Below are 12,576 nucleotides of genomic sequence, written 5' to 3'. Positions count from 1 at the left end.
TTCTTATCCTTTCACCGCTTTGACGATCTTCTCAGCGCCATCGGACAGGTTGTCTGCCGCGATCACGTCAACGTCGGAGTTGTTGATGATGTCTTTGCCGGCTTCCACATTGGTGCCTTCCAGACGCACAACCAGCGGCACTTGCAGACCAACTTCTTTCACAGCGGCCACAACGCCCTCTGCGATCACGTCGCAGCGCATGATGCCGCCGAAGATGTTGACCAGAATGCCTTTAACGTTTGGATCAGAAGTGATGATCTTGAACGCTTCGGTCACTTTCTCTTTGGTCGCGCCACCACCCACGTCAAGGAAGTTTGCTGGCTCTGCACCATAGAGTTTGATGATGTCCATGGTGGCCATCGCCAGACCCGCACCGTTCACCATGCAGCCGATTTCACCATCCAGAGCGATGTAGTTCAGGTCGTACTTAGACGCCTCAAGCTCTTTTGGATCTTCTTCGGTTTCATCGCGCAGCTCTGCTACGTCTGGATGACGGTAAACCGCGTTGCCGTCAAAGCCCAGTTTCGCGTCCAGAACTTTCAGGTCACCGCCATCGGTCACGATCAGCGGGTTGATTTCCAGCATCTCCATATCCTTCTCGATGAAGGCTTTGTAGAGCTGGGACATCAACTTAACGCACTGCTTAACCTGTGCGCCTTTCAGGCCCAGAGAGAATGCGATGCGACGACCGTGGTATGGCTGGAAGCCAGTTGCCGGATCAACAGAGAATGACAGGATCTTTTCAGGCGTTGCTTCCGCAACCTCTTCGATGTCCATGCCGCCTTCTGTGGAGCATACGAAAGACACGCGAGATGTCTGACGGTCAACCAGCAGTGCAAGGTAGAGTTCGGTTTCGATGCCGGAACCTGCCTCGATATAGATGCGGTTCACTTGCTTACCTGCTGGGCCAGTCTGGTGTGTCACCAGTGTGCGGCCGAGCATCTTCTTGGCTTCTTCTGCTGCTTCTTCAACAGATTTGGTCAGGCGCACACCGCCTTTTTCACCAGCATCTGCTTCTTTGAAAGAGCCTTTGCCGCGGCCACCAGCGTGGATTTGCGCTTTGACAACCCAGAGAGGTCCGTCCAATTCGCCCGCTGCGGTTTTGGCATCCTCGGCTTTCAGAACAACACGTCCTTCAGAAACCGGGGCACCGTAAGAGCGAAGTAGAGCCTTCGCCTGGTATTCATGGATGTTCATGAAACTGTCCCATATTGCTGCAGTTGAGACAGGTATAGCCTTATAATTTTGAGCGAACTAAGCGGTTTTTGGAATTTTCGGGGAAAAAGTGACATTTGTGATCACAGTCAAAAAAGGTGTGATCACAAAATTGATATAGAGACTGCAAAATGCGATTCGAATGGGCCGGAGCTTAAGATTCTAGTCAGAATTGCCGCGTCCATGGCTCAAATAAAAAGCGCAGCTCAGAAGCCACGCCTTTTGTTTATTAAGATGCTGGAATTACGCCAGTGACTCGTCGATGCCTTTGCAAGCTTCAACCAGACCTTTAACCGCATTCACAGATGCGGTGAACATTTCCTGCTCTTCGTCGTTCAGCTTGATGTCAACGATACGCTCAACGCCATTTGCGCCGATAACGGTCGGAACGCCAACATACATGCCGTCCAGACCCAGAGCACCATCAACATATGCTGCACATGGCAGAACGCGCTTCTGATCTTTCAGATAGGCTTCCGCCATTTCGATCGCAGAAGTTGCTGGTGCATAGTAAGCAGAACCAGTTTTCAGCAGGCCAACGATTTCCGCACCGCCGTCGCGAGTGCGCTGAACGATGCCGTCCAGTTTCTCTTGAGTGGTCCAGCCCATCTCTACCAGATCTGGCAGGGGGATACCTGCAACTGTGGAGTAACGTACAGAAGGCACCATTGTGTCGCCGTGGCCACCGAGAACAAAGGCAGTCACGTCGCGCATGGAAACGTTGAATTCTTCTGCCAGGAAGTGGCGGAAACGTGCGCTATCCAGAACACCTGCCATGCCGCAAACTTTGTTGTGTGGCAGACCAGAGAATTCACGCAGAGCCCAAACCATCGCGTCCAGCGGGTTGGTGATGCAGATCACGAAGGCGTCTGGCGCGTTGTCGCGGATGCCTTCACCAACGGATTTCATGACTTTCAGGTTGATGCCCAGCAGGTCGTCGCGGGACATGCCTGGCTTACGAGGCACACCTGCGGTCACGATCACAACGTCCGCACCAGCGATATCAGCGTAGTCGGTTGTGCCGGACATTGCCGCGTCAAAACCTTCGGAAGGGCCGGATTCTGCGATGTCCAGCGCTTTACCCTGAGGGACGCCATCTGCGATGTCGAACAGAACTACGTCGCCCAGTTCTTTGATTGCTGCGAGGTGCGCGAGGGTGCCACCGATCTGACCTGAGCCGATAAGGGCGATCTTGGGTCGTGCCATTGGGAAATCTCCGATCCGGTTAAATTTGCGCCAGTGGGTAAGGAATAAACGGGCTCGGCGCAAGCACTTTGGCCTAAGACAGAGCGTCGCAAACCCGTCAAATTTGGCGCGATCTGCATTTTTGTGCACTATTGTATACATTTTAGCGCTAACTTTAAGGAACCTTGCGTGACGCATTTTCTTTGCGCTCGCAGCATGAATTGAGCGCATAATGCCGCACAAAATTGCCTAAAATGGCGAAGATCAACTGCCCAAATGCACGCGATTCTAATTGAGAAGATAAAGTCTTATTGCCTTCGAATGTATGTGAAGGTGGGGCTAAATACCGTGACTTAAGCGTCTTTGTCTGGCACCTGCAGAGCTTCCGCCAGAGGCTCAAAGCTTTGCCCTGAAGCGATTAAGCAAGTCAGGCCAGTGGGCGTTGTGACGGTGATGGTCCAAGATCCGCTTTGTAGACTGGCAAAGACTTCAACCATTGTATTGTCGCGTCCCAGACCAATCGATTGGCGCGTTTCGCCGTAACCCTGTGCCAATCTTTCGACAACGGTCGCCCTTGGGGCGCAATTGCGCTGGGTTTGCGCCTGCACTGTATTTGTCATCAGGATGGATGTGAGCGCGAGTGTTAAACTGTTTTGAAGTCCCTTCATGGTTTCACCTTTCCGGGTCCAAACGTGTTTGCTGCAGTGCAAAAGGCTTGGACCTCTGCTGGATGAAAATCATGCCGGATAAACTCGAAATATGTGGTTAACCGACCGCTCGCATCGTTTTTCACATCGAATTTTGCGTTTTTGTGACGTTAGGTCTCTTTCTGCATCGCAGCAAAATAGCGCTTGAATTCTTTTTGCAAAAAATGCCAGTAATTCACGCAACTATATTGCTGGAGCGAATCTGATGAACCATCGTGCAAGACCATACCGTTCCGTTCTCTATGTGCCGGCTTCTAACGAGCGCGCCATGGAGAAAGCCAAATCGTTGCCCGTTGATGCGATCATCTTCGACCTCGAAGATGCGGTTGCAGCCAATGAGAAAAAGAATGCTCGCAAGCTTCTCGGAGAAACTCTTGCTGCCGGTGGATTTGGCAAGAAGATGAAAATTGTTCGAATCAACGAGCTCTCTACACGCTGGGGTGGTGAGGATGCCAAAGCCGTATCGCGAATGGATTGTGATGCGATGCTTTTGCCAAAGGTTGAAAGCGCGGGTCAATTGGACCTGCTGCGCCAGATTTCTGGAAACACGCCGATCTGGGCGATGATGGAAACGCCTCGTGGCATGATGAATGCTTATGAAATTGCGCGCGCACCGCTGATCTCTGGCATGGTTATGGGCACGAATGATCTGGCGAAGGATCTACAGACCCGTCACCGCGCAGATCGGCTGCCTTTGATGACAAGCCTTGGCCTATGCCTGCTTGCCGCGAAAACACAGGGTCTGGTCATTCTGGATGGTGTTTATAACGCCTTCAAAGATGACGAAGGTCTGCGTGCCGAATGTGAGCAGGGCCGTGATATGGGTTTTGATGGTAAAACTCTTATCCACCCATCTCAGGTAGCGGTTGCGAATGACGTGTTTGCCCCTTCTGACGAAGAAGTTGATTTGGCGCGTCGCCAGATCGAAGCTTTCGAAGAAGCTGAACGCGATGGGTCTGGAATCGCGGTCGTGGATGGAAAAATCGTTGAAAATCTGCATGTTATTACCGCACGAGAAATAATCTCAAAAGCGGATGCAATTGCGGAATTTAGTGGCTAAAGTTAACGCGATTTACATTCTGATTTGGAGATCGCACACATGACGCTGCTTGTCATAGGATTAGGACTTTGGGTTGCTGCGCATTTGTTCAAACGCGTGGCACCTGGTCTTCGAGGGCCAATGGGCGACAAGGGAAAAGGCCTTGTCGCATTGGTGATATTTGGAGCCGTTGCCCTGATGGTAGTCGGGTACCGAGCTGCAGACTACACTCACCTCTGGGATCGCACCGGCTGGTCGACACCTGTGAACAACATTTTGATGGTATTTGCCCTTTATTTCACAAGCCCAGGCCCAAAGAAGGGCGCCATTTTTTATAAGCTTCGACACCCGATGCTGACTGGCACAATACTATGGGTCATTGCGCACCTTCTGGTGAACGGAGATCTTGCGTCTCTTGTTCTGTTTGGCGGTATTGGTCTTTGGGCTCTGTTGGAGATCGTTGTCATCAACCGTGCCGAGGGAGATTGGGAACCAAACCCGAAAGGCACAGTCGCAAAAGACGCCATGTTTTTCGCAATCTCGATCTTGTTGGTTGGTGTGATTGGCTACATACACACGTTCTTTGGGCTAACCCCGTTCGGAGGATGATGGAATGAAACTTTATCGATTGCTTACTGAAGACGATACATCCGCCTTCTGCCACAAAGTGACCGAGGCCCTGAATAAGGGGTGGGAGCTGCATGGCGATCCAAGCTACGCGTTTGACTCTGCAAAGGGAGTCATGCGCTGCGCACAAGCCGTGGTGAAAGAGGTTGAAGGCACTTACACCCCAGATACCAAGCTAGGAGCACACTGAAATGGCTAAGACCAACGCGGGCCGTTTTTTCGAGGACTATAAAGTCGGTGATGTGATCAAACACGCCGTGCCACGTACCGTTTCTGGTGGCGAGCGCGCGCTTTATCACGCGCTTTATCCAGCGCGTCACTCGCTTTATTCTTCTGATGAATTCGCGCGCGCGTCTGGTCTGCCTAAGGCACCTTTGGATGATCTTATCGCGTTTCACGTGGTCTTTGGTAAGACCGTTCCAGATGTGTCTTTGAACGCCGTTGCAAACCTTGGCTATGCCGAAGGGCGGTGGTTGAAGCCGGTTTATGAAGGCGACACTCTGCGCTCTGAGTCCGAGGTGATCGGGGTCAAGCAAAACTCCAACGGCAAATCCGGTGTGGTCTACGTGCGTACTCGTGGGTTGAACCAAAATGGTGAAACCGTGATGGAATACGTGCGCTGGGTTATGGTTCGCAAACGCGATCTGGATGCTCCGGCGCCAGAAACTGTTATCCCTGAGCTGAACAAAGTTATCCCTGCGGATCAGTTGGTCATTCCAGAGGGGCTGGATTTCACCAACTACGATTTTGAACTGGCGGGCGAAGCGCATCGCTGGGGAGACTATGAGGTTGGCGAAACCATCGATCACGTCGATGGTGTGACGATTGAAGAAGCCGAGCACATGATCGCCACGCGTCTTTGGCAAAACACAGCCAAGGTTCACTTTGACAACACTGCTCGTCCAGATGGCACACGATTGATTTACGGTGGCCACGTAATCTCTATGGCGCGTACCCTGTCTTTCAATGGTTTGGCAAATGCACAGATGATTGTTGGCTTGAACGGTGGCGCCCATGCGAACCCATGTCTGTCTGGCAATACGGTCCGGGCTTGGACTGAAGTTTTGGACAAGGCAGAGACCAATGCTCCGGGCGTAGGGGCGATCCGTCTGCGGTTGGTGGCCACTAAAGGCGGCGCGCCCTTCGAATTGAAAGGCGAGGATGGTAAATACCTGCCAGAGGTGCTGCTTGATCTCGACTATTGGGCGCTGATGCCTCTCTGATCGGAGAGGTTTAGTCGGTCCCGCCGGATCGATACTATTCAAGCGAATTTAGAGTCAAATAAAGTTCAGCACCGGAACCCTTTGAGATTTTGGTCAGTTCTGAAACTGACGATGTATTGACGCAAATGGTATTTTCCCGCTCATTTAATATGATGGGGGCTGATTTGTGATCACAGAGCTTGATCGTGTGATCACAATGGTGCGACTTGTTTGCGCAAACCGTCGAATCTACCAAAAAATCACAGGTTTTTGGGGTTCTGAAAGGTGACAGAGAGCGAAAATTCTGTAGTAAGAAACGCAAGGAACCGGAAAGGACTCAGAATGGCAGACGTGAACCGCGGTAATCGACCGCTTTCGCCCCACCTAACGATCTACCGTCCGCAAATGACCTCCATGTCTTCAATCATGGTCCGTGTCACAGGGATTGCATCGTTTTTCCTCGCAGTGCTGGTCGTTGCATGGCTTATTTCAGCAGCATCCTCCGAAGCGGCGTTCGCGGCTGTGGATGGTCTTCTGACGAGTTGGATTGGCAACCTTGTGATGTTCGGAGCCGCCTGGGCGCTCTACTACCACATGCTGGGCCGTCTTCGTCACGTGATTTGGGACTTCGGCTACTGCCTGGAAGTTGAGATCAGTGAAAAGCTGGGTGCTGCGATGTTCATCGGGGCAACTGTTCTCGCCGTGCTGACAGCGATTGTGGTTTAAGGAGATTTCAGAATGGCATTTTTGACTGACCGCAAACGCGCACAGGGTGCAGGTTCTGGCCGCGAAGGCACACATCACCATTGGCAGATGATCGCAAGCTCGATCGCGCTGGTTTTCATCGTTCCGGTATTCATTCTGATGATTGGTGGTGGTCTTGGTGAAAGCCACGACGAAGTCACCGAGTATTTCAGCCGCCCATTCCCAGCCATCTTCACCGGCCTGAGCTTGGTGGTTCTGATGCTCCACCTGATGCGCGAAGCACAAGCGGCCATCGAAGACTACATGCACGGGATTGCTCAGAAGCTGACGCTGATTGCAGCAGAGGCATTCTCTTACGCGGTGATTGCAGCGGGTCTTTTCGCCCTTGCAAAGATCGCTCTGTAATTCGAGCGCCAAGGAATAAGAACAATGACAAACGCATATGAATACGAAACCCACGAATACGACGTGGTGGTTGTTGGTGCTGGCGGTGCTGGTCTGCGCGCAACGCTGGGCATGGCAGAGCAAGGCCTGCGCACTGCCTGCGTAACCAAAGTTTTCCCAACCCGTTCCCACACCGTTGCCGCGCAAGGCGGTATCGCGGCGTCCTTGTCCAATATGGGCCCGGACAGCTGGGAATGGCACATGTATGACACCGTGAAGGGTTCTGACTGGCTAGGCGATACCGATGCGATGGAATACCTCGCCCGCGAAGCGCCAAAGGCGGTTTACGAGCTTGAGCACTACGGTGTGCCTTTCTCCCGTACGGAAGAAGGTAAAATCTACCAGCGCCCATTCGGTGGTCACACCACTGAGTATGGTGAAGGTCCTCCAGTACAGCGTACCTGTGCGGCCGCTGACCGGACTGGTCACGCGATCCTGCACACGCTTTACGGTCAGTCCCTGAAAAACAACGCGGAATTCTTTGTAGAATATTTCGCGATCGACCTGATCATGTCCGAGGATGGCCAATGTCAGGGTGTTGTCTGCTGGAAGCTCGATGACGGCACCATGCACGTCTTCAATGCCAAGATGGTTGTTCTGGCGACTGGCGGTTATGGCCGTGCTTACTTCTCCGCAACCTCTGCGCACACCTGTACGGGTGACGGTGGTGGCATGGTGGCCCGTGCGGGTCTGCCAATGCAGGACTTGGAGTTCGTGCAGTTCCACCCAACCGGCATCTACGGATCTGGCTGCCTGATCACAGAGGGTGCGCGCGGTGAAGGTGGTTACCTGACCAACTCCGAAGGCGAGCGCTTTATGGAGCGTTACGCACCGACCTATAAAGATCTAGCCCCTCGTGACTATGTTTCCCGTTCTATGACCATGGAAATCCGCGAAGGCCGTGGTGTGGGTGCGGATGGGGATCACATCTTCCTGAACCTGAACCACCTGCCACCAGAAGCACTGGCGGAGCGTTTACCTGGCATTTCTGAATCTGCGAAAATCTTCGCAGGTGTAGACGTGACCAAGGAGCCGATCCCGGTTATCCCGACCGTGCACTACAACATGGGCGGCATTCCAACCAACTATTGGGGCGAAGTGCTGAATCCAACTGAAGAAGACCAGAACGCCGTTGTTCCGGGTCTGATGGCCGTGGGTGAAGCGGGTTGTGCCTCTGTTCACGGTGCAAACCGTCTGGGCTCCAACTCTCTGATCGACCTCGTGGTCTTCGGTCGCGCCTCTGCGATCCGTGCAGGTAAAGTTGTCGACGCTGACGCGCCAAATCCAAAGCTGAACCAAGCGTCTGTGGATGCGGCATTCGAGCGCTTTGACAACCTGCGCTACGCGAAAGGTGGCATTCCAACCGCTGATCTGCGTCTGGAAATGCAGAAAGCGATGCAGGCTGACGCGGCGGTCTTCCGGACAGCCAAAACCATGAAAGAGGGCGTCGAGAAGATGACCGACATCGCGGCGAAAATGGACGACCTGAAAGTCACCGATACGTCGCTGGTTTGGAACTCTGATCTGATGGAGACATTGGAGCTGACCAACCTGATGCCAAACGCCTTGGGCACAATCCACGGTGCTGAAGCACGTCAGGAATCTCGTGGTGCGCACGCCCATGAGGACTTCCCTGATCGTGATGACGAAAACTGGCGCGTTCACACCATCAGCCGCATTGATGGTAACAAGGTGGAACTGAGCTATCGTAACGTTGTGCTGGACCCTCTGACCAAAGAGGAAGATGGCGGCATCGAGCTGAAGAAGATCGCGCCAAAGGCACGGACCTTCTAAACAGTGATGGCAGAAGCGGCGCAAAAATCCCTTGCAGACGCGCTCGGCTTTCAGCCGGGTGTGATCCTGCGGACCTATGGGATGCGCCGTTCCGGTAACCACGCCATCATCAACTGGCTTCTGCGCAATGCTGAAAACGGATCGGTGTTTCTGAACAACTGTTCCGTTGGGCGCCCTGCGCGGCGGACTTGGCGCTCCATTGAACTGAATGGCAAGCGCGCAAGCATCACCAAAGGTGAGCCGATTGGTCCAGTGACCAAAGTCGCGGGCGACGGTGCTTTGGTGATTGTGTCTTATGAAGACTTCTCACCCGATCCAGACGATATGGCTGCGGGTCTGACACCGGATCTGGCAGACTCTGATGTCACCCATGAAGTTTTATTCTATCGGGACTTCATGAACTGGGCGGCATCTTTGCTGCGGAAAATTCAGGCAAATGACGAGCTCGACACCCTTGTGTGTCTGCGCATCATGATGGTGGCCTTGGATAAATATCGCGACATGCTGGAGCTGATCACCCAGGCCAAACCTCTGGGTCTGGTGCCGGTGAACTATGATCGCTGGATGGCACGTCCGGTCTATCGCGAGAAGGTGCTGCAAGCGCTTGGGTTGCCGTGCAAAGACAACACGCTGGGTATTGTGCAACCCTACGGTGGTGGGTCATCTTTTCAGAAGGACGCGGTCCGCGCAGAAGACCTCACAGCGCAGAGCCGCTGGCTTGAAATGGCCAATGATGCCTCTTTTCAAATCGTTCTCCTCGCGGCCAGCCAAGATGCTGGCCTCGTGAAACTCATGCAGAAATTGATGCCTAAGGACGCCGAACTTTTGGCGAACTACGTTGAACAGGCGCAGTTTCCCTATATCGTGCAGGTGGGGGATTCATGACCCATTTGCGTTCCACTCAACGCGCAGGCCCAGCCCGTGCAGAATCCACCCCGCGCGCGATTTGCGCGCCAGGCAAGTAAGGAGAAGACGCAATGGTCGAATTTGCGCTCCCAAAGAACTCGCGTATCACAACCGGGAAAACCTGGCCAAAACCAGCCGGCGCGAAAAATCTGCGGAAGTTCCAGATTTACCGCTGGAACCCCGATGACGGCAAAAACCCATCTGTCGACACCTATTTCGTCGATATGGACAACTGCGGCCCGATGATCCTGGACGCGCTGATCAAGATCAAAAACGAGATTGATCCAACGCTGACATTCCGCCGCTCCTGCCGCGAAGGTATTTGTGGCTCCTGTGCGATGAACATCGACGGGATCAACACTTTGGCCTGTATCTATGGCATCGATGAAGTCAAAGGCACCGTGAAGATCTATCCACTTCCGCATATGGAAGTTGTGAAAGATTTGATCCCAGACCTTACGCACTTCTACGCGCAGCACGCATCGATCATGCCGTGGCTGGAAACCAAGACAAACCGTCCAGCGAAAGAATGGAAGCAATCCATCGAAGACCGCAAGAAGCTTGATGGTCTTTATGAGTGTGTGATGTGCGCCTCTTGCTCCACTTCATGCCCAAGCTATTGGTGGAATGGTGATCGTTACCTCGGCCCAGCGGCGCTGCTGCACGCTTACCGCTGGCTGATTGACAGCCGCGATGAGGCGACCGGTGAGCGTCTGGATGCTTTGGAAGATCCGTTTAAGCTTTACCGCTGCCACACCATCATGAACTGCGCAAAAACCTGCCCGAAGGGTTTGAACCCGGCGAAAGCCATCGCGCATATCAAAAAGATGATGGTGGAACGCGCGGTTTAACGACCGTGAAGGGGGCGCTGCCCTCAAGATCGAAAGCGATGCTTTCGATCACCCCCGAGGTATTTTACCAAAAAGAAAAGGGGCGGTTAACCGTCCCTTTTTGTTTGACAGGTGTGCCATGCATATAGTGATCGGTTTGGTCCTGGCCTTTGTCCTCATCGCCGTGATGAGCAATCGCAAAACTCGTGGGTGCCGCTGGCGTATGGACCGTAGCTTCAACAGAGATGGTGAGACGTTTTACAAATGCATGGCCTGCGGGGCAGAGGATTTTTCCGCCGATGGAAAGCCGCCTAGGGTCTGTAAGAAGCTTTAGCTAAAAGCCGCTTCGAGTGCGATTTCGACCATGTCACCGAAGGATTTCTCGCGTTGATCACTGGGAAGCGCCTCACCGGTGATGAGGTGGTCTGAGACCGTTAGTACGGCCAATGCGCGGCAGTCGTAGCGGGCTGCAAGATTATAAAGCTCAGCCGCTTCCATTTCGACCCCAAGGATGCCGTGGCGCGTCATTTGTTCATTAAGGTCTGGGCGCTCGTCATAGAAGACATCACTGGAGTATATGCCCCCTACATGCGTTGGCGTGCCCTTCGCAGCGGCAGCATCCGCGGCCGCGCGCAGAAGGTCATAGTCCGCACAAGGAGCGAAGTTGATTTCTTTGAAGATACCACGTGAAGGGGTAGAGACGGATGTGGCTGTCATCGCCAACAAGACATCGCGCACATTCACCTTTTTTTGCATGCCACCACAGGAGCCGATGCGGATCAGTGTCTTTGCGCCATAGTCTTTGATCAGCTCATTCACGTAGATGGATAGGCTTGGCATGCCCATGCCAGACCCATGTATGGTCACACGGTTGCCTTTCCACGTGCCGGTGAAGCCCAGCATACCGCGAACTTCGTTGATGCATTTCACATCCTCAAGAAAAGTCTCTGCGGCCCATTTGGCACGGTACGGGTCACCAGGAAGGAGAACTGTTTCCGCAATGTCGCCGGGCTGTGCGCCGATATGAATTGTCATGGTGTAACCCCTGTGCTTATTTCGCAGTGTATTTGATGAGGGAAAGTAGTCATGCGCAAGCATCTCCGCAATCTGATTTGCTCTGGTCTTGTTTTTGCGGCAGCCCCTGTTTTTGCTGGGCCAAAAGACGAAATTGCGCTGATCAAGAAGGTGTTTCAGGAAATCCAACCGGGCTCATTGGCCAGAAATCGCGAGTATTGCGGATACATCGGGTTCGATGACGACGGAGAGCTGGTCGCTTCCAAAGCGCGTAAAGGCCGGAAATCCAGCTGCACGCCGCGTGATCCACGCAATATTGAAGTGATCATCGCCTCATACCACACACATGGCGGATATGAGGGCCATGATGGCTATGAGGTGCCAAGTGTTGACGATATTGAAAGCGATGAGGCGGAAGGGATTGACGGATATGTTGCCACGCCGGGTGGGCGCCTTTGGTATATCGATACCGAGGATATGACGATTTCACTGGTTTGTGGCGCAGGCTGTCTGATCCAGGCAGAGGGGTATGAACCTGAACCTGATGCAGATATTCGAGAGAGCTACACCTATGACGAATTGGTCACTTGGTATGATGGTGATCAGTAGCGTATTTCAAAGCGGCTGAGTGGTGTGTCTGCCGCAAGGCCTTTGCTATTGGTGCGATATTGCACGTCACGAACTGAAGCGGCTCCGGGGCCCGACCACATTTCCTCAACCATTTGATGAACCAGCTTTTTCTCGCCCTCAAGATGGGCAATTACGGCGCCTGACACATCATTACGCACCCAGCCGTTCAGCCCAAGTGCATCCGCGCGCGATTTGGCCCAATGGCGATAGGCGACACCTTGAACGCGGCCCGTGACACGGGCATCCACTGATACTGACATAAGACATCCTCCCGGCCC

General features: G+C 53.3%; 15 protein-coding genes. 10 read left to right on the top strand and 5 right to left on the bottom strand.

The window, feature by feature from the left end; translation table 11 throughout:
• Window positions 1-3: 3 nt before the first annotated feature.
• The 3 genes from sucC to M0D42_RS11250 form a co-directional block, all read right to left on the bottom strand.
• Window positions 4-1,197, bottom strand: a complete 1,194-nt coding sequence (gene sucC, locus M0D42_RS11260) for an ADP-forming succinate--CoA ligase subunit beta (protein ID WP_265018705.1) — start codon at window positions 1,195-1,197, stop codon at window positions 4-6.
• A 261-nt stretch (window positions 1,198-1,458) separates the two neighbouring features.
• On the bottom strand, window positions 1,459-2,421 hold the full coding sequence (mdh, locus tag M0D42_RS11255; RefSeq protein WP_265018704.1) for a malate dehydrogenase: 963 nt from the start codon (window positions 2,419-2,421) through the stop codon (window positions 1,459-1,461).
• A gap of 332 nt (window positions 2,422-2,753) precedes the next feature.
• Window positions 2,754-3,020 carry a hypothetical protein gene (locus M0D42_RS11250; RefSeq protein ID WP_265021144.1) on the bottom strand — a complete coding sequence of 89 codons (267 nt, stop codon included), beginning with the start codon at window positions 3,018-3,020 and terminating at the stop codon, window positions 2,754-2,756.
• A 292-nt stretch (window positions 3,021-3,312) separates the two neighbouring features.
• Between M0D42_RS11250 and M0D42_RS11245 the strand changes: the two genes are divergently transcribed.
• The 9 genes from M0D42_RS11245 to M0D42_RS11205 all read left to right on the top strand — a co-directional run bounded on the left by M0D42_RS11245 (window position 3,313) and on the right by M0D42_RS11205 (window position 10,675).
• Window positions 3,313-4,167, top strand: a complete 855-nt coding sequence (locus M0D42_RS11245) for an HpcH/HpaI aldolase/citrate lyase family protein (protein WP_265018703.1) — start codon at window positions 3,313-3,315, stop codon at window positions 4,165-4,167.
• Window positions 4,168-4,206: 39 nt separating this feature from the next.
• The gene (locus M0D42_RS11240; protein ID WP_265018702.1) at window positions 4,207-4,755 is read left to right on the top strand and encodes an NnrU family protein; all 549 of its coding nucleotides are present in this window, start codon (window positions 4,207-4,209) and stop codon (window positions 4,753-4,755) included.
• A 4-nt stretch (window positions 4,756-4,759) separates the two neighbouring features.
• A complete protein-coding gene (locus M0D42_RS11235) occupies window positions 4,760-4,963 on the top strand; it encodes a DUF1737 domain-containing protein (RefSeq protein WP_265018701.1) in 204 nt (67 codons plus the stop codon).
• Between the two features lies 1 nt (window position 4,964).
• Entirely contained in the window at window positions 4,965-5,996 is a 1,032-nt protein-coding gene (locus M0D42_RS11230; protein WP_265018700.1) for a MaoC family dehydratase, read from the top strand.
• Window positions 5,997-6,317: 321 nt separating this feature from the next.
• A complete protein-coding gene (gene sdhC / locus M0D42_RS11225) occupies window positions 6,318-6,701 on the top strand; it encodes a succinate dehydrogenase, cytochrome b556 subunit (RefSeq protein ID WP_265018699.1) in 384 nt (127 codons plus the stop codon).
• Window positions 6,702-6,713: 12 nt separating this feature from the next.
• A complete protein-coding gene (gene sdhD / locus M0D42_RS11220; protein ID WP_265018698.1) occupies window positions 6,714-7,085 on the top strand; it encodes a succinate dehydrogenase, hydrophobic membrane anchor protein in 372 nt (123 codons plus the stop codon).
• A 24-nt stretch (window positions 7,086-7,109) separates the two neighbouring features.
• Complete coding sequence (sdhA, locus tag M0D42_RS11215; protein ID WP_265018697.1) at window positions 7,110-8,918, top strand: succinate dehydrogenase flavoprotein subunit; 1,809 nt, start codon at window positions 7,110-7,112, stop codon at window positions 8,916-8,918.
• A 6-nt stretch (window positions 8,919-8,924) separates the two neighbouring features.
• Window positions 8,925-9,803 carry a hypothetical protein gene (locus tag M0D42_RS11210; RefSeq protein WP_265018696.1) on the top strand — a complete coding sequence of 293 codons (879 nt, stop codon included), beginning with the start codon at window positions 8,925-8,927 and terminating at the stop codon, window positions 9,801-9,803.
• A gap of 92 nt (window positions 9,804-9,895) precedes the next feature.
• Entirely contained in the window at window positions 9,896-10,675 is a 780-nt protein-coding gene (locus M0D42_RS11205; RefSeq protein ID WP_265018695.1) for a succinate dehydrogenase iron-sulfur subunit, read from the top strand.
• Window positions 10,676-10,984: 309 nt separating this feature from the next.
• Here the strand turns inward: M0D42_RS11205 and deoD are convergent, their stop codons facing one another.
• Entirely contained in the window at window positions 10,985-11,689 is a 705-nt protein-coding gene (gene deoD, locus M0D42_RS11200; RefSeq protein WP_265018694.1) for a purine-nucleoside phosphorylase, read from the bottom strand.
• 51 nt (window positions 11,690-11,740) lie between these two features.
• On the opposite strand from deoD, the gene M0D42_RS11195 reads away from it, so the two are divergent.
• Window positions 11,741-12,277: a DUF4329 domain-containing protein gene (locus M0D42_RS11195; protein ID WP_265018693.1), complete on the top strand. Its 537-nt coding sequence runs from the start codon at window positions 11,741-11,743 to the stop codon at window positions 12,275-12,277.
• Here the strand turns inward: M0D42_RS11195 and M0D42_RS11190 are convergent.
• Window positions 12,271-12,558, bottom strand: a complete 288-nt coding sequence (locus tag M0D42_RS11190; RefSeq protein ID WP_265018692.1) for an acylphosphatase — start codon at window positions 12,556-12,558, stop codon at window positions 12,271-12,273. The two genes, M0D42_RS11195 and M0D42_RS11190, sit on opposite strands and share 7 nt — an antisense overlap.
• Between the last annotated feature and the right edge of the window lie 18 nt (window positions 12,559-12,576).

The sequence above is a fragment of the Cognatishimia activa genome (genome assembly GCF_026016445.1).
Classification (GTDB): Bacteria; Pseudomonadota; Alphaproteobacteria; order Rhodobacterales; family Rhodobacteraceae; genus Cognatishimia; species Cognatishimia activa_B.
The sequence above is the reverse complement of the archived record's forward strand: the minus strand, read 5'-3'. Positions and strand labels throughout refer to the sequence as shown.